The sequence below is a fragment of the Arcobacter vandammei genome (genome assembly GCF_016106035.1).
Lineage (GTDB): Bacteria > Campylobacterota > Campylobacteria > Campylobacterales > Arcobacteraceae > Aliarcobacter > Aliarcobacter vandammei.
Genome location: NZ_JADKPZ010000004.1, coordinates 61,197 through 87,703, shown reverse-complemented (window position 1 = coordinate 87,703; position 26,507 = coordinate 61,197). Strand labels below are relative to the sequence as shown.

The 26,507-nt window shown below is 29.1% G+C and carries 12 protein-coding genes; 9 read left to right on the top strand and 3 right to left on the bottom strand.

Going from position 1 to position 26,507, the window contains the following annotated elements:
- Positions 1–46 precede the first annotated feature (46 nt).
- Positions 47–1,585, bottom strand: coding sequence for an ATP-binding protein (locus IQC44_RS03325; protein WP_198304791.1), 1,539 nt, complete (start codon positions 1,583–1,585; stop codon positions 47–49).
- A 142-nt stretch (positions 1,586–1,727) separates the two neighbouring features.
- Here IQC44_RS03325 and IQC44_RS03320 point away from each other — a divergent pair, with 142 nt between their 5' ends.
- The 6 genes from IQC44_RS03320 (at position 1,728) to IQC44_RS03295 (ending at position 17,490) form a co-directional block, all read left to right on the top strand.
- Complete coding sequence (locus tag IQC44_RS03320; protein ID WP_198304790.1) at positions 1,728–14,009, top strand: Calx-beta domain-containing protein; 12,282 nt, start codon at positions 1,728–1,730, stop codon at positions 14,007–14,009.
- 123 nt (positions 14,010–14,132) lie between these two features.
- Positions 14,133–14,840 (top strand): ORF6N domain-containing protein, encoded by a 708-nt coding sequence (locus IQC44_RS03315; protein ID WP_198304789.1) that lies wholly within the window; start codon positions 14,133–14,135, stop codon positions 14,838–14,840.
- Positions 14,841–14,981: 141 nt separating this feature from the next.
- Positions 14,982–16,409, top strand: coding sequence for a catalase (locus IQC44_RS03310; RefSeq protein ID WP_198304788.1), 1,428 nt, complete (start codon positions 14,982–14,984; stop codon positions 16,407–16,409).
- A 3-nt stretch (positions 16,410–16,412) separates the two neighbouring features.
- Positions 16,413–16,895, top strand: coding sequence for an ankyrin repeat domain-containing protein (locus IQC44_RS03305; RefSeq protein ID WP_198304787.1), 483 nt, complete (start codon positions 16,413–16,415; stop codon positions 16,893–16,895).
- 54 nt (positions 16,896–16,949) lie between these two features.
- Positions 16,950–17,264, top strand: coding sequence for a BrnT family toxin (locus IQC44_RS03300; RefSeq protein ID WP_198304786.1), 315 nt, complete (start codon positions 16,950–16,952; stop codon positions 17,262–17,264).
- Positions 17,242–17,490: a BrnA antitoxin family protein gene (locus IQC44_RS03295; RefSeq protein ID WP_198304785.1), complete on the top strand. Its 249-nt coding sequence runs from the start codon at positions 17,242–17,244 to the stop codon at positions 17,488–17,490. The genes IQC44_RS03300 and IQC44_RS03295 overlap by 23 nt, the downstream gene beginning before the upstream one ends.
- An 8-nt stretch (positions 17,491–17,498) precedes the next feature.
- Here the strand turns inward: IQC44_RS03295 and ciaB are convergent, their stop codons facing one another.
- Positions 17,499–19,391, bottom strand: a complete 1,893-nt coding sequence (gene ciaB, locus IQC44_RS03290; protein ID WP_198304784.1) for an invasion protein CiaB — start codon at positions 19,389–19,391, stop codon at positions 17,499–17,501.
- Positions 19,392–19,494: 103 nt separating this feature from the next.
- Positions 19,495–20,193 (bottom strand): aquaporin Z, encoded by a 699-nt coding sequence (gene aqpZ, locus IQC44_RS03285; protein ID WP_198304783.1) that lies wholly within the window; start codon positions 20,191–20,193, stop codon positions 19,495–19,497.
- A gap of 199 nt (positions 20,194–20,392) precedes the next feature.
- Between aqpZ and IQC44_RS03280 the strand changes: the two genes are divergently transcribed.
- From IQC44_RS03280 to IQC44_RS03270, 3 genes are all read left to right on the top strand, one after another.
- Complete coding sequence (locus tag IQC44_RS03280) at positions 20,393–24,637, top strand: response regulator (RefSeq protein ID WP_198304782.1); 4,245 nt, start codon at positions 20,393–20,395, stop codon at positions 24,635–24,637.
- A complete protein-coding gene (locus IQC44_RS03275) occupies positions 24,627–25,883 on the top strand; it encodes a diguanylate cyclase domain-containing protein (RefSeq protein WP_198304781.1) in 1,257 nt (418 codons plus the stop codon). The genes IQC44_RS03280 and IQC44_RS03275 overlap by 11 nt, the downstream gene beginning before the upstream one ends.
- A 141-nt stretch (positions 25,884–26,024) precedes the next feature.
- Positions 26,025–26,441 carry a hypothetical protein gene (locus IQC44_RS03270; RefSeq protein ID WP_198304780.1) on the top strand — a complete coding sequence of 139 codons (417 nt, stop codon included), beginning with the start codon at positions 26,025–26,027 and terminating at the stop codon, positions 26,439–26,441.
- Positions 26,442–26,507 lie beyond the last annotated feature (66 nt).

The window sequence follows — 26,507 nt, the reverse complement described above, 5'->3', positions numbered from 1 at the left end:
ATAAAATTTAGATAAGTATAGAGTTAAAGTTTATGAATAACTTCTTTTAAATCTTCTCCCACTCAAAATTACTTATATTTTTTTCCTTGCTATCAAACTCAATTCCTACTAAATAAATATCTTTTTTCTCTTGCAGATATTTTTGTGCATAGTTATTCTCTTTTATCTGCTCTAAAGCATTTTTGCCATCTACTTTAAATTCTATTATAAATATTGCTTGAGGCATAATAATAGTTAAATCTATTCTTCCTCTGTTTGTAACATCTTCACCAATAATATGTAAACCCAAAGATTGAAGATAGATAAAAACCACACTTGCATAGAAGCCCTCGTAAGTGTGAATATAATTATTTGAGTAGTTGTTGTATGGAATTTTTGCAAATATTGAGACTAAAGAGTTTTTAAAATCTTCCATATTGTTTGAAAGCAAACTTTTATAAATAATAGTTTTTTTAGGCAAATACTCTCTATCTTTTAGCAAATAATTTATAATATAATCACCAAAAGATAACCTAACTTCTTTGTTTGGTATTTTTAAAAGATATTCAAGTGTTCCAAAAGGTGTTTGCATAACTTTATCAATAGTTAAATAGCCTGTTTGATAAAGTATTATTTCTAAATCAAGATTATTTATATCAAAACTAGAAAGAAGTTTTTCATCCACTTTTAAATCTGATAAATTTGGTAAGAAATATCTATTTTTTTCTATTAATTTTATTAAAAAAGTAGGAGTTCCAGTTTCAAACCAGTAGTTTTTAAACATAAAGTTATTTCTAATAAACTGTAACAAATCAAATGGATTATACATAGGACTTCCTAGAAAATTATATCCATTGTACCACTCTTTTACCATTTCCATATCTGCTCCAGCTAAATGCTCTTTAAATACTGTTTCTAAATCATTTTGGCTATATCCACAAATATCTCCAAACTCAACATTTAAAGATATATCTTCAATATTATTAAGTCCAGAAAAAATAGAAGTTTTTGCAAATTTACTAACACCAGTTATAAATGCAAACTGTATAAGCTCATCATTTGTTTTTATTGCACCATATATACCTGATAAAACTTCTCTTATATCTTTAGCTAGTTCAGGGTTTGTAATATTATCTAGTATTGGTTTATCATACTCATCTATTAAAACAACTACTTTTTCTTGGTATTTTTCATAAGTTTTTTGAATAAGGTCTCCAAAGCTTCTAAGGTCTCTACTGTCGTATCTACACTTTACACCAAGTCTTTCACTATTTAAGTCTATATTTTGTTCAAATTTATCTGTAAGTTCATCAAGATTCCTATATGTACCATCTGAAAAAGCAATATGAATAACAGGATGCTTTCTATCCCAATTCCATTTATCTTCTATTTCCAAACCAGCAAAATACTCTTTTTTCCCTTCAAAAATATTTCTTAAAGTATCAAGAAACAAAGACTTTCCAAATCTTCTAGGACGTGAAAGAAAAACATATTGATAATTTTCTATTAAATCATAAGCAATACCTGTTTTGTCCACATAAACAAAATCATCTTCTCTTATTTTACTAAATGTTTGAATACCAATTGGAAGTTTCTTTAGTTTCATATTTTTAACCTAGATTTTTAAATTTGTTTTGATTATATCTAAAATTGCTTGTATAGAAAATAGTACCCAAACGGGTACTATACAAAACAAAAAAAATCTACTAATATCCTGCCATAATATAAAATTCTATAAAGGAAAAAATATGGCAACACAAGCAGGAATAGTACAATCACTACAAAGTGGGAAATTCTTTGTAAAAGATGAATTAGGGAATATAAAAGAGCTTAAACAAGGCGATATTATAAATGAAAATGATACAGTTTACGGAGATAGTTCAAACTCAAGTAGTTCAAAAATAGAGATTTTACTTGACGGAAATGATGTAATTGTTTTGATGCAGGGACAACAACAGTTAATAGATTCTTCTTTAATAGAGACAGCTTTTGGAAGTGAAGAGCTATTTTTTACAAGAGGAGATTTAGAGCAAATCCTAGAAGCTCATAGAGCAATGACTGATATAGAAAGCGATTTAAGAGATGCTAAATTTAAAGGTGACAAAAATATCACTGAAGAAGAGACAACAGAAGGACAAGAAGAAGTAGAAGATGAAGAGAGTTCTGCTAGTCAATTTGCAGCAAGAACAGGAGCTATGACTGATATAGAAAGTGATTTAAGAAAAAAACTTTTTTCAAGTAGTATAAATCTAAGAAAAGAGGAAAATGCTCTTGGAAATGATTTTAAACTTCCAAAATCACAAAGTTATAGTGAAGCTCAAAATAATTTTAACAATCAAACAAACAACAATAAACCGCTAGGAGAAAGACCTTCAAATCCATTTGAAAAACCAACATATCCTACAACACCACCAACTAGACCAAATACAGATAAACCAACAGAAGAGCCAGATAGACCAACATCTGAAGTAAGACCAGATGAGCCAAAACCAGATGTAAAACCACCTGTAACTCCACCACCAGCACCAGAATCAGCTGCAAAATTAAGTATAGATGACCAAATCATCTGGGAACAAGATGGAAAAATGTGGTTTACAGTTACTCTTGATAAGCCTTTAAGTGGAGATGTTACATTTACATATAAAACAAGTTCAGGAACAGCAACTGAAGGAAAAGACTATATAGGAAAAACAGGAACAATCACAATTCCAGCAGGATCTACAAGTGTAAAAATTCCCGTAGATATTTTAGATGACTTCTTCTATGAAAAAAGTGAATATTTCAATATAGATATTACAAATATCACAGGAAATATAAATAAAAACGATTCAAAAACACATGGAATAGGAACTATTCTTGATAATCCTCCTGTAAAAGATAGTCCAATCACTCCAAACTCTCCAGATAGTTCTACAGGTTCTTATGGAGAAGAAGATACTGTTTATGCAATCATAACAGGAGATCCAACTGTAAAAGAGGGTGATAAATCTGGCTATATAGTAAAACTTGTTGATAAAGATGGAAATCCTGTAGTTGTGGATGAAAATACAGATGTAACTGTTGTTTATAAAAATATAACAACTCAAGACAATGATACACAATATAAAAATGGCGATAAAATCACAATAACAATCCCAAAAGGCTCAAACCAAGCAACTTTTATAGTAGAAACAAAAGATGATTTTTATGCTGACAATGGAGAAAAATTTAATCTTTCAATCGAAAAAGTTGATACAAATGAGTTTGAGAATGTTGTAATTGGAGATAAATATGGAAATAATAAAGATGTTACAACTGAGATTTTAGATAACACAACAACAAATCCAAATAACCCAAGTACAGTAGAGCCAAATCAAGAACAAGTAATCTTAAAAATAGTAGCAGCCGATAAAGATGGAAATCCAATCATAAAAGATGGAAAATATGTTTTTGCAAATGAAGTTCCAGAGGGATCAGATGCAAAATATAAAGTTTTAGCATTTGCTCCAAATACAACAGAGTTTAAAACTACTGATAAGCTAGATATTCAAGGTGGAAAAGTAACAATAAAAACTGAAAATGGTTCTGCAAATGGTGTAAGTAATCAAACAAAAATAGACGGAAGCGAAGATTATAAAACTACACAAATTGAAGTTGATTTAGATTCTGTAATTAGTGTTGAAACTTTTGATGATTATTTAAAAGATGGTGGAGAAACTTTTAATGTAGTTATTGTTGATAACTCATATAAACACCCAACAACACCAGTTTATGAGAATGTAAAAACAGATACAAAACCAGTAACAACAACAATAACAGATAATCCATCTAAAATTGACCAACCAGATACAAGTACAAATCCAGATGATAAAACAACTGGAATATACGACCAAACAGATACAGTATATGCGGTAATCACAGGAACTCAAACAATAAAAGAGGGAGATGAAAGTACAGCTTATACAGTAAAACTTGTAGATAAAAACGGAAATACAGTAATTCCAACAAAAGATACAAAAATCACAGTTACTTATAATAATATCTCAACACAAGATGAGGATACACAGTATAAAAATGGCGATACAATAGAAGTAACAATCCCTGCAAATAGTTCAGAAATCACATTTACAGTAAAAACAAATGATGATGTATATAAAGATAACAACGAACAATTTAATCTTACTATTACAAATATAGAAAATACAGGTGAATTTGAAAATGTAAAAATCGGTGATAAAAATGGAAACGACAAAAATGTAATTTCAACTATCACAGATAATACAAATACAGGAACAGAAGCAAACATAGACCCTGTAAATATAGTACTTGTTGCTTTAGAAAAAGGTCAAACATTAGTAGATATTACAGATAGCAACGGAAAATTAATCTATAAAAACACAAACACAACTCCTGAAAGTGGAAAATTATATTATATTGCAGTTGCAGTTGATAAAGATGATAAAGTTCTAGTTCAAAGTGGACAAGTTACAGTAAATACAGCAAATGGTACTGCAACAGGACATAATAATCCAACAAAAATAGATGGAAGTGAAGATTATAAATCTTTGGTAAATAAACCTATAAATATTGGAGAAGTATTTGAAGTAGAGACAAATGATGATTATTTAAGAGAAGATAGTGAAGCATTTACAGTTAAAATAACAGATGTTGTAAATACAAACTATGAAACACCAACTATTGATACTACAAAAGATACAGTAACATCGACTATTACAGATAATCCAGCAAAAGTAGAACAACCAGATATAGGAACAGGAGAAGATAATCCAACAACAGGAAACTATGGGAAAGATGATACAGTTTATGTGAAAATATCAGAAACTCCATCAGTTGATGAGGGTGGAAATTTAGTTCATACTGTAACTTTAGTTGATAAAAATGGAGTAGAAGTAAAAGTTCCAGCTGGAGAAAGTGTAACTGTAAATTTAACATATAGTGCAAATACTGGAAGCTTTACAGAAGATGATTTATCTACAATAGTAAAAACTGTAACAATTACTGGTGGAAATAGTTCACAAAACTTTACAAATATTTCAATAGTAGATAATAAAGTTGAAGGTACAGAAAAATACAATGTAACAATTGGGAGTGTAACTCAAAGTGGAGCATTTGAAAATGTTGCAATCCATACAGATAAAACAACAACAGGAGAAATAAAAGATAATCCTGTAAAAATAGTACTAGTTGCTACAGACTCAAGTGGAAATGTTCCTTTAGATAGTGATGGAAAAGTAGATTTAAGTAAAAATACAAACCAAACTCCTGAAGGTGGGAAACTTTATTATATTGCAGTTGCAATTGATAGTAATGGAAAACCATTAGATGTACAAGCAGGTAAAGTAAATGTAAGCTATGGAGCAACTCCTGATAATGGAACAACAGATGACTACACAAAACAAACAGGAAAAGAGACACAAGTAACAATAGGAGAAGTTTTTGAAGTAACAGCAAAAGATGATTATTTTGCTGAAGGAAATGAAAACTTTGATGTTGTTATCTCTAATCCAACAAATACACCTTATGTAACACCTAGTATTGTACAAGATAAAGTAACATCAACTATTACAGATAATCCAGCTTCTAAAGATACAAGCACAACACCACCAACAACTCCAACAGAGCCAACAAGTCCAACAGACTCAACAGTAAAATATGGAGAAGAAGATACAGTTTATGTGGTAATAACAGGAGATCAATCTAAACTGGAAGGCGAAGAATTACTTCATAATCTAAAACTTGTAGATAAAAATGGAGTGGAAATATCAATTCCAACTGGAGAGACAATAACTGTAACTTTAAGATATACTTCTGATACAAATCTTGAAAATAGTGATTTTAAAACAGGCGAAAATCAATATAGTAAAAATGGAACAATAACTGTAGAACTAGATTCAAATGGTAAAGCAACTATAAAAAATAAATCTGAAATAGATTCTTTTGTTGAGGGAAGTGAAAAATATACTTTGAGTATAGATAAAATCACTCAAGATAAAGGAGTATTTGAAAATATTCAAGCAGGATATAGTGATTCTTATAAAACTGCTAATTCAGTTGCATTAGCTGGAAAAGATGGAACATCTGTAACAGGAACAATTTCTGATAATGCTGTAAAAATAGTTCTTGTAGCAGTAACAAAAGATGATATAAATGTAGATGGAACAGTAAAAAAAGACAATATTATTAAAGCAGATGGAACAGTAGATGTAGATAAAAATACAAACCAAACTCCAGAAGGTGGAAAATTATACTATGTAGCAGTTGCGATTGATAGTAATGGAAAACCATTAGATAAACAAGCAGGAAATTTAGCAGTTTCTTATGGAACTACACTTGTTTCAACAGATAAAGATGCCTCATTAAGTGGAACAGATACAGATATAGCTAATAATCCAACAACAGCAGAAATAGGTAAAGTATTTACTGTAGATGCAAAAGATGATTTTTATGCAGAAGGTGATGAAAAATTTGAAGTAACAATTTCAAATCCAGATTCTACAGCACAATCAACTTATGGAAATAATGTTAGTGTAGATACTACAAAAAATAAAGTAACATCAACTATTACAGATAATCCAGCAAACAAAGATACAAGTACACCAACAACTCCAACAGAGCCAACAAGCCCAACAAACTCAACTCCAAAATATGGAGAAGAAGATACAGTTTATGTGGTAATCACTGGAGATGATACAAAATATGAGGGAGAAACTTTAACTCATACTATTAAACTTGTAGATAAAGACGGAAATCCTGTAACTATACCAGCTGGAGAAGAGATAACTGTAACTATAAATTATACAGGAAGTGCTACAGAAGGCACAGACTATACAGGAACAAAAACTGTAACATTTACATCTGTTACTGGAAGTACTCAAACAATTAGTAATCCTACACTAGATGATTATTTTGCAGATAACAATGAAAGTTATACAGCAACTATTGGAAAAATCACTCAAAAAGATGGTGTTTTTGAAAATATTGAAGCTGGATATAGCCAATCTTATAAAACAGCAAATAGTTTAGGAGCAGATGCAGGAAAATCTGTAACAGGAACAATCTTAGATGATACAGATAATACTCCAAATATCCCAACAGATGGTGGAACAAAAGAACCAACAAAAGACCAAGTAATATTAAAAATAGTAGCTGTTGATAAAGATGGAAATCCGATACTTAAAAATGGTAACTATATGGATATAAGTGAAGTAAATGAGGGAGATAAAGCTTACTATAAAGTATTTGCATTTGCTCCAAATACTACAACTTTCAATGATTCTACAAAAGTAACAGTTCAAGGTGGAACAGTAACAGTTAGTACAGAAAATATTAGTGGTGGTGCAGTAGGTATCTCAGTATCACAAAATACTCTTAATGGAACACAAGATTATACTTCTCAAAGTACAGTTGTTGTAACAGTTGGAACTACTGTTTTTGAAGTTCAAACTCTTGATGACTACAAAGCTGAAACAGAAACAAATGAGACATTTAAAGTTAATATAGATACAAACTCTTATAAACACCCAAGTGATAATGTAGCAAATGCTATTTATGAAAATGTAACTATTGATAATACAGGAGTTACAAGTACAATAGTAGATAATGATGCAGTAAAAAACAGTATACCAGTTGTAACTGGTGGAGCAGATGGCACAGTTTACGGACAAGAAGATACAGTTTGGGCAGTAATTGAAGCTGATAAAACTTCTGTTGTAGAGGGAAATAAAGTTACATATACTGTAAAACTTGTAGATAAAGATAATAAGGTTGTAACAGTATCAAGTGCAACAGATGTTAAAATCAAGTTTACAGGTGTAACTGGAAGTGAAGCAGAACTAAATGATTTATTAAAAATCTTTAGTGGAGATTCATCTAGTACAACAGAAATTTCTGGTGGTTTTGATAGCACAAATAAAGAATTAACTATCACAATTCCAAATGGTAATTCACAAGTACAATTTACTATCCAAACAAAAGATGATTTTATACAAGACGATAATGAACAATTCAATTTATCAATTAGTGATATTGTTTCAACAGAGTTTGAAAATCTTGTATATGATAAAACAAAAGCAGAGACAGACAATAAAACAACTACAACTATAAAAGATGGTGTAACTTTGGGAACACCAGTAAATACGATAGTTCTTGAAGATGGTTTAAATACTACATCAACAGATAATATAACGGTAGTAGTTAAAGGAAAGAACTATACTACACCAGTTGGTACATCTGAAAATTCTCTAAAAAATTCTTTGGGAATTATAAATCCAAATGCTGATACATATACAGTATCTTTTGATAAAACGATTACAACAACTGACAAAACAAGTAATGGACAAGTAATTACTTATTCTTACAATGAAAGTGGAACTCTTTTAACAGCAAAGAGAGCAGATGGAAAAGATGTATTTACAGTAGAACTTAAAAAAGATGGTACAAATGATGTATATGATTTCAAATTACTAGAACCAATGGATCATACTTATGGAGACAATATTAAAGATACATTTGATATGACTTTTAACTTTAATGTAACTTCTAATGGAACAAAATCAGATAATGTACCATTTATTGTTACAGTAGTGGATTCTGTACCAAATGCAACTCCTAAAACAGTAGATACGAAAGAAGATACTCCAATAACTATTAGACTTGCAGATGATAATTTTGAATCTGGGGAAACAGTTAAAATAAATGGTACATATTATACTATTGGACAAAGTGGTATAGCTATCTATGAACAAGGAGATACAACTAAACAAATTGGTAGTCTTACAATCAATACAAATGGTACAGTTACATTTACTCCAAGTCCTGATTATAGTAACCACAATACTACAAAAAGCCCACAGTTTACATATACTGTAAAAGATTATGACGGAGATGAAGCAACATCTACAGTTACAATAAATGTAAAACCAGTAGCAGATGCTCCAGTTATTGTAAAAAAAGATGTAAATACAACAGAAGATGCTGGAAACACACAAGAAGGATCTAATAAAATAGGTTTAGAACTAAAAGTTCCATATTTATCAAAAGATAGTGATAGATTTGCTGATACAACAGTAACACCAAATATTGCATCTGGTACAGGTGATCAAAATATTGGAACTGGAGATAATCCTGAAAGAAACGGAGAGATAACTCTTACATTTACAAATGGTGATAAAGTTACAGGTGCAAAAATATTTAGTGGTTCAACAGAAGTAGCAACTATAAATTCAAATAATCAAGAACTAAAAGTTGTGATAGTTACAGAAACTGGTGGAGATGCATCTAAAATAGATTATACTTATCATCATAAAGGGACATTACCAGCAAAAGGTGGAAATGTTTTATATCTTACAAAAGCAGAGTATGAAGCACTACAAATCCAACACGCAGAGGATAATGACACAGATATAAAAATCACAATAGGAGTAACATCTTATGAAGTTGATGATAGTGGTAAACCATTAAATGCAAGTGATTCAACATATACAGATAAAACAAATACAGATTTATCAAAAACAACAACAGCAGAAATGACTGTAAAAATCAAAGCTGTAACAGATGATATTACTTTAAATTGGGATAGTAGTAAAATAGCTTCAGCTGGTACACTTGATGGTACAAGCAAAGTTTTAACATTTAATTCTATCACTGAAAACAACTCAAACCCAAAAACTGGAGAAACAAAAACTGAAAATGTACTAGACTTTGGTTCACTTCTTACAAAAACAAGTGGAGCAGGAACAGATACAAGTCTAGATTTAGATGGTAGTGAAAAACGAAGTTATACTATTTCTTTAACTCCAAAAGATGCAAATACAACTTTACCTGATTTTATCTATATTACAATAGGTAATCAAAAAGATATTAAAGTAAATAAAACAGGAACTGGAGAGTATAAATTAGACTTTGATAGTGCAAATAACAAACTTGAAAACCCAGAATTCAAAATCAAATTCCCTGATTACTGGAGTGGAGAAGTAGAAGGAACTATTACTCTTAGAACAAAAGATTATGGTGTTGATAATGATGCAGATACTACCGATTATAGTGGATTAACAGGTGAAACTCTTGGAGAAGCAAACGGAGTTAAAAAAGCTGAAGTTAAATTTGAAGTAAAAGTTAATCCAGTTGCAAACCTTGCTACAATAGAAATAGAACAAGCTATTGGATATGAAGATGCAGGAAGAACAGGTGGAAATACTACTGATAAAAATGGAGCAATCACAAATCCAGAAAATGGTATTCCATTAAGTATTAAAGTAACAAGTGATGATAAAGATAGTTCAGAAACATTTGATGTAACTATTTCTAATCTCCCAAATAATGGTTCATTGTATGTAAAAGACCCAATAACAAATGAATTTGTACTTATAACTTATAGTAACTCAGGTGTTCCTACAATAAATCTTTGGAATAGTGGAACACTAACTACATATTCATCAGGTAATATTCTAGTTGGAAATAATACAGTAACAATAAAAAGTCTTACAAATGCAAAGCAACCAGATATTAAATTTATTCCTGCACACAATGATGACGCAGATTTTACAGGTACAAATGGATTTAAAGTAAATGCTGCAACAACAGATGGAACTAGTATAAAAAGTTCAACAGAAGTTACAATAGATGTAATTGTTAAAAATAAAGCAGATGCACCTGTTGGTACTGATTTAACGACAGATACAAGTAAGTTAATTACAGTAGGAGGTACTTCTTATATAAAAGCAACAGAAGATACAAATATCAATCTTAAAGATATTTATAAAACACCTGATAATTTAGCTTCTTATGATGATAGTGAAGAGTTAACTATTAAGATAGAACTTCCAACAGGATTTACTATAAAAGAGGGTAGCCCTTATGAAATAATAGATGTTAAATATGTAGTAAAAGCTGATGATATTAAAAGTGGAAAAATAGAAATTGTTCCTCCTTTAAACTTTAGTGGAAATGCAGAGATTAAACTTACTTATGTAACTACTGAAAAAGCAGGAGAAAATGATAGTAAAACATGGAATACTCAAACTGTAAATATTTTTGTGCAACCACAAGCTGATGATGTAAATGTAGCTAATAGTTCAACTATTTATGAAGATGGATTAGATGTAAATGGTGGAGCTTTAAATACAAAAGTAGATTTATCAGCTACTTTAAAAGATACTGGAACTACAAATGGAACTGAAACTATTGAGGGTGTTTATATCTCAAAAGCAACTATTGATGAGATGATTTTAAAAGGTTATAAATTATATATCGATGGAACAGAGTTAAGCACTTCATCAACTGTTTCAAAAACTGTTATTTTAGAAGATAAAAGCACTGATACAAAAGTTTATTATTTAATTGACAAAGATAAATTGGACAAAGTAACTGTATTACATACTGATACACATAAAGTTAATGGTGATTTTACTTTAGATGTAGCTTATGAAGTAAAAGATACAAATGGAGCAAGTTCTGATACAAAAATATATGAGCATACTCATAGTGTAATAGTAAAAGCTGTAACAGATGCACCAACTCTAACTTTAGGTACTATAACTGGTACAGATGTAACAATTGATAATACACTAGGTAGTGAAAAAGTAACAGTACAAAATGGTTCAACATCTACTTTCACAATTCCAGTTACTACAACAAGTGATGATAAGGATAATAGTGAAAAAGTACAAGAGATTGTAATCTCTGGTGTACCACAAGGTGTTGAAGTTGAAAATGCTGAATATATGGGATACAATGGAAGCCCTGATAATGGAATTTGGGTTATAAGAGGTACAAATCTAACAGATAATAATTTAGATAGTGATGGTGCTTTACAAAGTATTAAATTTGTAGTGAAAACTGGTGCAGATTTTGAAGACAGACCTATTAAAATCACAACATATACAAAAGATGAAGCAACAACAGATACAAAAGTAGAGAGTAGTTCAAAAACATTTACTCTTATTAAAAATTATAATGCTGGAACTGGTACTGGAACTCCAGCAGATTTAGAGTTAGCTTCTAAAACTTTTAGTGCAACAGAAGATACAGAGTTTAGCTTAGGAAGTATGCTTGAAGTTAAATTAAAAGATGGTGGTAATACTGGAACTGGTGGAGCTGTTATCACTATTACAGATATTCCAGAGGGTTCTAAGATTACAGGTTATGATTACTCTTATGTAGAGGGTGGAAAAACTTACTATGTAGTTTCTGGAAACGGAAATGCTGCTGATATGAATACAAAATTATCAAATGTAAAAATAACTCCACCAAAAGATGTAAACTCATCACAAGGAGTTGGAAAAAATGAAGATGGTATAGATTTAAAAGGAGATATGAAATTTACAGCAACTATTGCTACACACCATAATGGAACATATAACAAAGGAAATAAAGTAGAGGTAACAAATACTATCACACCTGTAACAGATGAGATGACAGTAAAAGTTGAAGCAACTGGAACTTTAAAAGAGGATACTCCAGTAGATTTAAAAATTACTTTATCAAATCCAAGTGATGCAACAAAAACAGAACTTGTAGGAAATAGTTTAACTATTAAAATAAATGAAACTTGGAAAGATGATGCAACAGGTGGTGTAGGAACAAAAGGGACTTTAACAGGGGATAATTATAATATAGTTGAAAGTCCTGATGGAACTTATACGATTACAAAAAAAGATGGAACAGCCTTTACAGTTGATACACCAATTACTGGTTTAGTTTATACTCCAGCAACAAATAGAGATGGAGATGTTAAATTTGAAGTAAGTGTACAAAATAAAGAGGGTAACTCTGTAGCATTGACTTCAAAAGGTGAAGCAAATATTACAGTTAAACCAGTTATAGATTTTGTATTAAATAATACTACTGTAGTTACAAATGGAAAAGAAGATGTTGCTGTAATTATAGGAGGTACAACTCTTGCAAATTCAATGAAATTAGAATTTGATGCAGGTACTATGACTGATAGTTCTGAAAGTTTTGGAAGTATAGTATTGGATAAAATCCCAAATGGATTTACAGTTTGGTATAAAGATACAGATGGAACATTGAAAATGGCTACTAATATAGGGCAAATTGGAAATGGTTTTGTACTAAATCCAAATATAACTCCTGCAGAAACTACTCACTACAATCAATGGTTAGTACCACAAATTGGTACAGGAAATGCTTTACCAGAGATTTATATAAATGCACCGACAAATTGGGCAGGAGAGTTCAAATTTGATGCTACATTTAAAGTAAAAGAGCAACAAGGAAGTTTTGAAACTCATAATGTACAAGAAATAACGGGAAAAATAACTCCAGTTGCAGATGGTGTAACTATCACTCCTACACTTACATTTGGAGATGCATTCTCTTGGTTGGATTTAAAACTAAATGCATCTATGAAAGATATAGATGGCAGTGAAACAATGAGTTTAGAACTAACTGGACTTAGTGCAAATTCGCAATTTAAAATTGAAGGTGGAGCAGTAATTAAAGCTTATGGACAAAGTGATACTATACCTGAAACTGAAAAACAATATGCAAAATGGGATGGAGCTAAATGGACTATCACAGGTATCAAATATGATGAGATAAACAAAATCCAATTCACAAGTGATAAAGATGTTACAAGTGTTGGAGTTAATGCTTGGACACAAGAGATTAAAGCTGATGGTACAAATGTTACTGATACTGATGCAACATCGTCTAAGGTAACTGGAAGTTTTAATGTGGATGTAAAAGAGATTTCTGGAAACTTTACTCTTGATAAAGGTATTGATTTAGATTTTAGTAAACTTGGTACATCAAATATGAAAAATGTAACTTCAATAGATTTAGGGACTAGCAATGGTAAAAATGAAATACTAAATCTAAAACTTTCTGATGTTTTAGCTATGACTAATAGTAGTAAAGAGCTAATCATCAAAGGGGATGAGAATGATAAAGTTACATTTAGTGGAACAGGATGGACAAAAGGTACTAATGACGGAACTTATACTGTTTACTCAAATGATACTGCAAAAGTAAAAATTGATAATAATATCACAGATATAACAGGATTATAATCTTCTTCGGAACAGGGACTTTAGTCCCTGCCTAATAAAACAATTTCCATTACAAATTGACATATTTTTATATACATTTTATAAAACCTGATATAATTTAAAAAATTATATATAAGGTTAAAAATGCAAGATTTAATCATAAATGAAAATAGTATAAAAGATAAAATCCACAATATAAGAGATATGCAAGTTATGTTGGATAGGGATTTAGCAGAACTTTATGGGGTGGAAACAAAAGTTTTAAATCAGGCTGTAAAAAGAAATATAGAAAGATTTCCAAGTGATTTTATGTTTCAACTATCAAAAGAAGAGTTTGATAATTGGAAGTCACAATTTGTGACTTCCAATTCAGATAAAATGGGATTAAGAAAAATACCTTTTGCTTTTACAGAACAAGGAGTTTCTATGCTTAGTGCAGTTTTGAAAAGTGAAATAGCTGTTATTATGAGTGTAAAAATTATTCGTGCATTTGTAGAGATTAGAAAATTTATACAAGAAAACAACTCTTTATTTGTAAGACTTGATTTAATAGAAAAAAAACAAAGCTTGTATGAAATAAAAACAGATACAAAAATAGAAGAAATATTCAAAGCCTTAGAAGATAGAAATAGTATTCCAGCACAAAAAATCTTTTATGACGGGCAAATATATGACTCTTACTCTTTTGTAAACGATTTATTAAAAACAGCACAAAAAGAAATTATTTTAATAGATAACTATATTGATGATACAGTTTTTACTCTGTTTCGGAACAGGGACTTCAGTCCCTGCTACACATGGATTGACTGGACTGAAGTCCAGTTTCCGAAAACTCGCACGATAGATTTTTGATATAAATGATATTTTATCTAAATTGCACTAATTCGCAAAAAAATTATATATAAAATTCAGCAAAGATTAATATATAAACCTATAGAATACTTTTATTCAAAGGATAATTTTTATCCTTTAAAATTAAAAGTAGGAGATAAGATGAAGAAAGTTATGACAACAACGGGTGGAAATCCAATCGCAGATAATCAAAACTCTTTAACAGCAGGTGAGAGAGGTCCTGTTTTATTACAAGATTATCAACTAATCCAAAAATTAGCTCATCAAAATAGAGAGAGAATCCCAGAAAGAGTAGTTCACGCAAAAGGGAGTGGAGCATTTGGAGTTTTAGAAATAGAGCAAGATATTTCAAAATATACAAAAGCAAAAGTTTTACAAAAAGGAGAAATTACAAAACTTCTTTTAAGATTTTCAACAGTTGCAGGAGAAAGAGGAGCAGCAGATGCTGAAAGAGATGTAAGAGGATTTGCTCTTAAGTTTTATACAAAAGAGGGAAATTGGGATTTAGTTGGAAATAATACACCAGTATTTTTTATAAGAGATGCTTATAAATTCCCTGATTTTATCCATACTCAAAAAAGAGATCCATACTCAAATTTAAGAAGCAATACAGCTGCTTGGGATTTTTGGTCTTTAAGTCCTGAAAGTTTACATCAAGTTACGATTTTGATGTCTGATAGGGGTATTCCAAAATCATTTAGAAATGTAAATGGTTATGGTTCGCATACTTATAGTTTGATAAATGCAAGTGGTGAGAGATTTTGGGTTAAGTTCCACTTTAAAACTCTTCAAGGAATAGAGACTATCACAAACAAAGAAGCTGAAGCCTTGGTTGGAAAAGATAGAGAGTCAAATCAAAGAGATTTGTTTGAAAATATTGAAAAAGGAAACTTCCCAAAATGGAGTTTTGAGATTCAAATTATGAGTGAAGAAGAGGCAAAAAACTGTGAGTTTAACCCATTTGATTTAACAAAAGTTTGGCCACACAAAGAGTATCCTATGATAAAAGTTGGAACTATGACTTTAAATGAAAACCCACAAAACTATTTCCAACAAGTAGAACAAGCTTCATTTAGTCCATCAAATATTGTTCCAGGAATTAGCTTCTCGCCTGATAAAATGCTACAAGCTAGAATTTTCTCATATCCAGATGCACAAAGATATAGAGTAGGAACTCATTATGAGATGTTGCCTGTAAATAGACCAATTGTTGAAGTAAATACTTATAATATTGACGGAAGTATGAATTTTGAGATAAAAGAACCAACAAAAGCATATTATGAGCCAAATAGTTTTGATGGAGCTGTTGAAGATAGTAGCTATTTAGAGCCAGATTTAGCTGTTGGAGATGTTGCAAAAAGATTTGACCACAGAGTTGGAAATGACGATTTCTCTCAGCCAAGAGCCTTATTTTTATTAATGAGCCAAAACCAAAAAGAGCAACTATTTAGCAATATAAAAGATGCTATGGATGGAGTTCCTAGAAATATTGTAGATAGACAACTAGCACTATTTGAAAAAGTTCATCCTGATTATGCAGCTGGTGTTAAAAAAGCTTTAGGAATATAAAAAATGGAAGCCACACAAGAAGAGCAAAAAAGATATGAAGAGTTACAAATCCTTGCCTTAGAGTATTCAAGGCAAGGTAAAATAGATGAATTAAAAAAGATGATAGAATATGGAATGCCCGTAAATTTGGCAGATTTAAAAGGAAATACTCTTCTTATGTTGGCTTCATACAACGGCAACTTGGAGACTACAAAAATGCTAGTAAACTTTGGTGCTGAAGTTGATAGAAAAAATGACAAGGGACAAACACCACTCGCTGGTGTTTGTTTTAAAGGTTATTTAGAGATTGTAAAAGTTTTAGTTGAAAATGGTGCAAATATCCACGAAAACAACGGACTTGGCACAACTCCACTTATGTTTGCTTCTATGTTTGGGCATAGTGAAATTGTAAAATATCTAAGTGAACAAGATAAATCTAAAAGTTTTAAAACAAAGCTTTATCTTCTGTTTTCAAAATTTGTTGGGCTTTTTAGGAAAAAGAGTTAATTTTATTTTTATATTTTATGTATATAATAACAATATACAAAAAGGAATTAAAAAATGTTTGATTGTTTGAATACAGATGATATTATTGGTTTTGATTGGGATAGTGGAAATATCTATAAAAATGAAAATAAACATAATATCAAATGGCAAATAATTGAAGAGATATTTTTTAATGAACCTTTAGTGTTATTGGAAGATAAAGCACACTCAAACGAGATAGAATGTAGATGTGTAGCTTTAGGTTTTACAAATGATAAACAACTTTTGACTGTAATTTTTACCAAAAGATATAATAAAATTAGAGTTATTTCAGCAAGAGCTATGAGCAAAAAAGAGAGGATTTTCTATGAAAACTTTACCAAAATTTAAAAGTCAAAAAGAAGAGATAGAGTTTTGGGATAAAAACGATATAACAGAGTTTTTTGATACAGAAAATGCAAAAATAGTAAGATTTCCAAATCTTAAAAAAAGTACAAAAACTATATCTTTGCGACTTCCAGAAGATATGCTTGAAAAACTAAGAGTTAAAGCAAACTCTTTAGATATTCCATATCAATCTTTTATAAAAATGATAATCCAAAAAGAGTTAGCTTAAATCTAACTCTATTTTATATAATTCTCTTTTTTATCCTCACTATCCAACTCCTGCCCAATTTCTTGGTATCTTTTGAAGTAGTATTTTACAAAAGAGTTGATAACATCATCATTTGGCATAAAATATTTCTCTTTTTTTGTAGCATAACGATTTAAAAACTCTGTAGCATCAAGTTTTTCTAAATAGTGTTTTGCCAAAGCAGTGTAGTTTTCTATATACCAAATTTTCAATCTTTCAAATTTTTGCTCACTTAAATCTATATTTAGTTTTTTTGCTTCATCGTCCCAAAGCAAAACTTCACTTGCAAAAAGCCCTGATAAGTGGATTAACCCTTCACAATAGTATGGTTGCACTTCATCAACTTCCATCCACGAAATTAACCCAATACTTCTTTTTACTAAATCAATTAAAACTTGCTCTTTTAGGTATTTTTCATCATTTTGTTCATCTAATAAATATGAGATTAATCCTCCTGTTGTTGCCTTGAACTCTTCAATATTTTTGAAATTCCCAGTTTTATTCATAAAGCTTTCCGTCTCTTCATCGCACCATAAAATATGCCCATATTCATGCCCAATAGTGCTAATATCATAAACTTTGTGCCAAGAAAGTGTTTCATTAAAAAGGAAAGTTCTATCTTTTGTTAAAAGCTCTTGTCCAAAAATCTCTCTTGAAAGCTTCAAAAATGGTTTTGCCCTGCTACTTTGTAAAATCTCATCTGAAAAAGCAAAGATTTTTTTACCCTCTTCAAGGCTAACTACTTCATCATTTGGTACAACTTGAGCCGAAAAAAGCCCATTTAGTTCAGCTCCAAAAAACAGAGCTGGTCGCCCTACATAAAGCTGAACTTTATCAAGTGAAGCAAAGCTAAAATCATATATTTTTTTATACTCTTCATTTTTTGGATTTTCTTCAAAACTACTATAAATCTTGCTAAATGCTGATTTTATCTTAGATACTCTATGGTCATTTTGTGCAAATTTTGGATTTGTAAGCCTTATATCCCACTCTAGGGCAACTGCTTTTCTAAAATGGTCTTCATAATATTCAAGAGGATGACCTATTTGAATTGGAGTTTTTATCTTCATCCAAGCTCTATCAACATCTGCCCATTTTCCTACTAAACTATCTGTTTTATCTTCACTAAATGCCACTATCAAGCTTTGGATATATGCTATATATTCCCATTTTTGCTCATAAACTTCATCTTCAAGTTCGATTAATTTATCTACAAACTCTTCAAGAGCATCAACTACTGCTGTTGTCTCTTTTTTGAAAGCTTTTATATATGCTTTTGAAGTGTAGTTTTCATTTTCTTTTACCAAAGCAGAGTAACATCTATCGGCAACTATTCCCCCATGTCCTTTATCAAACAGATTTTGCTCTTCAAGATATTTCATTATCTTTGCTTCATTTCCATCAAATTTAGCCATTAATTCTTTGTTTATACCATTTATTATGTGTGCTGTCCAAGAGCTTTGCCAAGAAGACATAGCAAGACCAACACTATAAACTCCTATAAAAATTTCTCTATAAAAAGGTGTTAAGAGTCTGTTTTGTGTTATAAAATCTACTAGATTTTTGTGTTTTTCATGCCAATATTTTTTTACAAATAAAAAAGCTTTTTCTTGTAAGGAAATAATTTCACTCTCTGTTTTTTCCAATTTTTTTAGAACTTGAACTAGGCTATCATCTCTTAAATTAACTAGCCTTGTAACAAGAGCAAATCTTAAATCTTCACTTTGTTTTAAGCCCAAATTTTCTGCAAATTCATCAAAAAGGCTTAGTTTTTCAAACTCTTTATTTTCTAAATATTTTAAATATAAGTTTGTATTTGCTTTTTGTTCTTCTAAAAAGTCATATATTTTTTGTAAATCATCTATAAATTGTTGTTTTTTCATAATAAATCTCTTTTTTTTTAATTAAGAAAGTATTATAGCTATAAAAAGATGAGAAAGATTTAATTTAAGATAAAACTTATCCCAAATTTAGGGATAAGTTTGATTAATCTTCAGTAGAAAATAAGAGTCTATATACAATTCCAGCAATAATAGCACCCACAATTGGAGCTAACCAAAATAACCATAGTTGGTCAATAGCCCACGAACCTTGAAATATTGCAACACCTGTACTTCTTGCAGGATTAACTGAAGTGTTTGAAACAGGAATTGTAATCAAGTGAATTAAAGTTAAAGCAAGACCAATAGCAATTGGAGCAAATCCAGAAGGAGCTTTTTTGTCTGTTGCACCTAAAATAACCATTAAAAACATAAAAGTCATTACAATTTCAGCTAATAAAACAGAAGCTAAACTATATCCATTTGGAGAGTGTTCACCAAAACCATTTGAAGCAAATCCAGAACTCGCATCAAATCCAGCTTGTCCACTTGCAATTAAGTATAAAATAAATGCACCAAAAATTCCACCTAAAACTTGAGCAACAATATACGGAATAAGCTCTTTTGCACTAAATCTTCCACCTAAATAAAGCCCAACAGAAACGGCAGGATTTAAATGACATCCAGAAATATGTCCTATTGCATAAGCCATCGTTAAAACTGTAAGTCCAAATGCTAAAGAAACTCCTACAAATCCAATTCCAAGCTCTGGATAACCAGCTGCTAAAACAGCACTACCGCAACCACCAAGTACAAGCCAAAATGTACCTATAAATTCTGCAATAAGTTTTTTTGATAAACTCATAAAATAATCTCCTAAAATAAAGTAGATATATTTTATAATAAAAAAACTAAAAATATTATTATTTATTAGGGGAGTAATAATAGCAATCTATAATAAACTATTATTTATTATTAAGATGTTAAAATCAAAAAGATAATAATTGACATAAATATAAATCTTTATTCAAACAATTTGTCAAGTATGCAAATATGGGGAAGCTATGAATTTTTTTAAGATAAACTTAAATATAAAGAATTTTACTTATGGCTGGTTTATTTTCTCGATATTGTTTATAATTTTACTTGCATCCCTGCAAGCTTATTTTGAGTATAAAAGAGCGATTGAGAATACTAAAATTTCTACTAGTAATGTAACAATGCTTTTAACTAAAAAATTTGAAAATGACTTTGAACAAGCAGAAAATATACTTAAATTAGCAGAATATGTTGTTTTAACTCTTCCAAAAGAGAATAACAATTTTTATTCATCTAGTTTTGACCAAAAAAAGAAAATAGTAAATGATAAATTTAGATTTTTACTTAGTAGTTTTAGCAATGTAAGTGTTATAAATTTTGCAAATAAAGAAGGTGATATTTTATACTCATCAAATAGTTTAAATTCTCTTGTTAATATTTCAAGTAGAGAGCATTTTCAGATGCTGAAAAATAACAAAGATTTAAATACAACATTTTCGGATGTTCTTTTTTCTTTTACTTCTAGTTCCTACTCTATTATCCAAGCTAGAGCAATTCGAGATGAGAATAAAGATTTAGTAGGTGTATTAACAGCACTAATAGATATTTCAACAATAAACGATACTTTAGCTTCTATAAATACTGGAAAAGATGGAGTTGTTCTTATTAGAAATAGTGATACAAGTAGTTTAATTGCCAGATATCCAGAAGCTGAAAATGTTAATGTAAATAGCAAATTACCCGATTCAAATCCTACAATTGTAAGGGTTAATAATGGAGAGAAAATTGGAAGTTTTGAATATATAGCTTCAACAGATAGTAAGAAAAGAATAGGTAGTTTTTTAGTAATGGATAAATACCCTTTTTATATTCAAACTGCAATTTCAGAAAAAGAGTATTTACATCAATGGAAAAAAAATCTTCTAATAGCAACTATTTTAATTGTACTTTTTATAATAGCTTCTTTTTTATTATTTAGAACTATGAGAGCAAATTACTTTAAAGAGTTAAAACTTTCAAGAGAGATTACAATAGTTAAAAATAGATTTGAAAATATGTTTAAAGTTCACTCAGCAATAATGCTTCTTGTAGATGCTAAAACTGGAAATATTATTGATGCAAACATTAGTGCTTGTAAATTTTATGGCTATACACTAGATGAGTTTAAAAAATTAAATATCTCAAATATAAATGTTTTATCAAAAAAAGATATTCAAGATAAGATTGAAGAGGCTACAAAGCTTAATAATAATACTTTTATATTTCCTCATAGATTAAAAAGTGGTGAAATAAAAACTATTGAATCAAATACTTCTCCAATAGAGACAGAAAAAGGAAAAATTCTTTTTTCAATAATAAAAGATATAAGCAAACAAATAGAGTTAGAAAAAGAGATTCAAGAAGAGAAAGAGAGATATAAAAATCTTACTAACTACTCATCAGATGCTATTTTTATTTTAAATATAGAAGATGGAAAACTAGTTGAATTTAATAAAAGAGCTAGAGATTTTCTTGGATATGATAATAATGAGATGAAAGATCTCTCAATCTTTGATTGGGATACTAGTATTAATAGTTTTGAAGAGTATCAAGATGTTGTTTCAAAGATTAATCAAGCACCTATTTATATTGAAAGAGTTCATAAAAGAAAAGATGGTAGTGAATATCAAGCTGGTATTACCTCTGTAAAGATAAAATTAGGAGAAAAAGAGTATTTTTATGCTTCTATTAGAGATATTACTGAGCAAAAAAAGATTGAAGCAAAAATTCTTGATACAACTTTAAAACTAGAGTTAGCAACTACAGCTTCAAAACAAGGTATTTGGAGATTAAACTTTGCAACTAATAGTTTAGAGTTAGATGACAATATGTATAAAATCTATGGAATAACTCCACAAAAAGATATAAATAATTATGAACTTTGGAGTAATGCAGTTCTTGAAGAAGATTTACCTATTGTAGAAGAAAAAATAAATATTGCCAAAGATACAAATGGTACTTTTGATACTATATTTAGAATAAAAAGATCAGATAATAATGAAATAAGGTATATTAAAGTATCTGCAATTTGTCAATTTGATGAAAATGGAGATAAAATTGCAATGGTTGGCTCAAGCATTGATATAACCGAATTAGAAATTGCTAAAATAAAAGCTTTAAAAGCAAATGAAGCAAAATCTAAATTCTTAGCTAATATGTCTCATGAGATTAGAACTCCTCTTAATGGAACAATTGGACTTATAAATTTAGTTTTAGACACTCCTTTAAATCCTTTACAAAATGATTATTTAAATAAAGCTATTCAAGCTTCAAACTCTCTTTTAAATATTATTAATGATATTTTAGACTATTCAAAAATAGAGATAGGAAAATTAGATATTTTAAAAGAGCCATTTTATTTAAACCAACTTTTGGAAAATATATCTAATATTTTTGGTTACAAAATTTATGAAAAAGGTTTAGAATTTAGCTTTACTGTTGATCCTAAAATAAATAATAGTCTAATTGGAGATAGTTTAAGATTAACTCAAATATTAAATAACTTTATTGGAAATGCTATTAAGTTTACTCAAAAAGGTAATGTTCATGTAGATATAAATCTTATTAGAAAAAATGAAAATAAACTTCTTTTAGATTTTAGTGTAAAAGATACAGGAATTGGAATAGCTTTAGAAAATCAAAATAAACTTTTCAAAGCATTTAATCAAGAAGATAGTTCAACAACAAAAAAATTTGGTGGAACGGGGCTTGGTCTTGTAATAGCAAAACAACTTGTAGAATTAATGGGTGGAGAGGTATATTTTAACAGTATAAAAGATAAAGGAAGTACTTTTGGTTTTAAAATTGAGCTTGAATATATAAAAGATACTATGTTTATAAAAGAGAATTTAAAAACTTATATTAATTCTAATTTCTTAATAATAGATGATAGTGAGATAGATAGAGATTATTTAAAAAAGGTATTATCATCATGGAAAATAGACTCTTTAAGTGCATCTAATGGTTTAGAAGCTTATGAAATAATAACTCGTGAAAAAATAGATTACATAATAGTAGATTGGCATATGCCAGAACTAAATGGCTTAGAACTTCTAAAAAAACTTCAAGATAATAATATCAATATACCTAACATTTTAATGATAACTGCTCATAATAAACAAGAGCTTCTTAATGAGGCACAAAATAGTAATATTTATATTGAAAAAGTTATTGAAAAACCTTTTACTCCATCTACTTTATATAATACAATTTTTGATAAAAAAATAGAGAACAAAAGAGCAGAGAGTGAAAAAATGAAATTAACCTCTTTAAAAAAAGCTTTAGTTGTTGAAGATAATGAGATTAATCAACTTGTTACAAGTAAAATGCTAGAAAGTATTGGATTTGATATAGATATTGCAAATGATGGTCTTGAAGCTGTAAATATGGTAAATAAATCTAATTATGATATTGTTTTTATGGATTTACAAATGCCAAAAATGGATGGATTTGAAGCTACTAAAAAAATTAGAGAGTTTAATAAAAACACTCCTATTGTAGCACTTAGTGCTGCTGTTATGGATGAAGATAAAGAGTTAACTTCATTAGCAGGTATGAATAACCATCTTGCGAAACCTTTAATTCGAAGTAAACTTGAATCAATATTAAAACAATATTTTGAGATGGAATTGATAGATAATAAGTTAAATAAATCTAGTACTATTTTTATAAAAGGTATCAATATTTCATCTGTAATTGAAAACTACAATACAGATATAAATGATATTTACAGAATGTATGAAAAATTTTATAAAGAGTATAAAGATATAGATAAAGATTTAGCATCTTTGAAAAATAGTGAAAAAGAGTACTTTGAATACCTTCATAAATTAAAAGGAGTTAGTGGTAACCTTCATATTCAAGAAGTTTTTGAAACTTCTAAAAAGATTTATGACAATAAAGAATTATCATTTTCTAATCATCTTATTGAAATTACTAAAAATATTTGTGAGAATATAGAGAACTCTATTCTTCCAATATTAAAAAGTAGTCAAAAAGATATAAAAACTTTAGATTTAAAAGAGTTAAAAAATGGTATTGAAAAATTAATTGTAGATTTAAAAGATTATGAATATATATCTAGTGAGAAGATTGGTTTACTTTTAGATAATTTAAAAACTCTTTTACCCAAAAAAGATATTGATTTATTAAATAAATCATTTGAAAAAAATGACAATGAAACAGTTATCTCTTTATTAGAAAATATTTTAAAGGATTTAAATGCAAAATAAAAATACCATTTTAGTTGTTGATGATCAATCTATTAATATTGATTTTATTGTTACTAATTTTAAAGATAAATATAATATCAAAGTAGCATCAAATGGTGAAATGGCTTTGAAAGTTTTGGATAAATTTAAGATAGATTTAGTTTTATTGGATATTCAAATGCCAATTATGGATGGTTATGAAACTATTAAAGAGATTAAGAAACAAGATAGATTCAAAGATTTACCTGTTATTTTTTTAACAGCAAAAACAGATAGTGGCTCTTTAATAAAAGGCTTTGAATTAGGTGCAAAGGATTATGTAAGAAAACCTTTTAATACTAAAGAGTTGAATGTAAGAGTAAATAATCATTTAGAGACATATAAATTAATTAAAAGATTAGAACTATCTTATAAAAACCTAGAAAAACTATTAGATACTCAAGCTAATATTGTGATTTTAACAAGTGGTGAAGAGTTGAAGTTTGCTAATCGTAAATTTTTTGAATTTTTAAACTTTGAGAATTTGGAAAAATTTAAAGAAAAACACAAATGTATTTGTGAATTTTTTATAGAAGATGACAACTTCTTTCATCTAAAAAAGATTGAAGAAGGTGCAAACTGGTTACATGAAATAAACTTACTAGAAGATTCACAAAGAGTAGTGTTAATTAAAAATGAGACAACAGAGTTTGCTTTCTCAGTATCAATAAATCAATATGATATAGATACAATGATTGTAAATTTTACGGATATATCTGAAACTTTTAACCAAAAAATGATATTAGAGAAAAAAATTCTTCATGATAAACTAACAAATGCTTACAATAGAGAGTTTTTTGATCAAAATTATAAAAAGTTTATATCAGAAAGTAGTTCAAACTCAAAACTAGCAATAGCTATGTTAGATATAGATCACTTTAAATTAGTAAATGATAATTATGGTCATGATATCGGCGATCAAGTATTAATTCAATTTGTAGATACTCTTAATAAAAACTCTAGAAAAAGTGATATTTTAGTTCGTTGGGGTGGAGAAGAGTTTATAATGATTTTAAAAATAGATGAAGCCTCTAATCTTCAAAAAATATTAGAATCTTTAAGAAAATCTATAGAATCTTTTGATTTTAATACAGTTGGACATAAAACTTGCTCTATAGGTGGAACTATTTACTTAGAAAATGAAGATATATTGAAAACCATAAAAAGAGCAGATGAAGCAGTTTATAAAGCAAAAGAGTTAGGAAGAAATAAGGTTGTAATTTTTTAATTTTTTTATTACAAATATTTTTTCTTATTTGATTTAAATTTATTTCACTGTATTAAATACCATTTTTCGTATTTAGGTATTGAACTTCATATATTTTTATTACTCCACCAATAAATAATACGAATTTTAGTATCATAATGCATGGAAAAAATAGATGCAAGAAAATTAACACCGCGAGAGTTGTCTGAGAAACGAAAGATTGCAATGAGGCTGAGGGAAAGGGGTATTTCTAGTAAAGAGGTTGCAGAGATAGTAGGTATGTCTGCCCAAACGATTTCAACATACTATACGCAGTATAAAAAAGATGGAGCAAAAATCTTTAAAGTGAAAAATGTGGGCAGACCAAAGAACGTTGGTAAAACACTATCGGATGAAGAAGAGGTAAAAATCATTCGAATGCTTATAGATACAACTCCTCAGCAGTTGAAATTTAAATTTGCATTATGGACAAGAGAAGCTGTACAATCACTCATCAAACATGAGCTTTCTATAGATATGCCAATATCAACAGTAGGATACTACTTGCCAAATGGCAGTTCACTTCAAAGAAACCTATAAAAAGAGCCTACGAGAGGAAAGATACTGTCACACAACAATGGTTGGAAGATGAATATCCAAAAATAA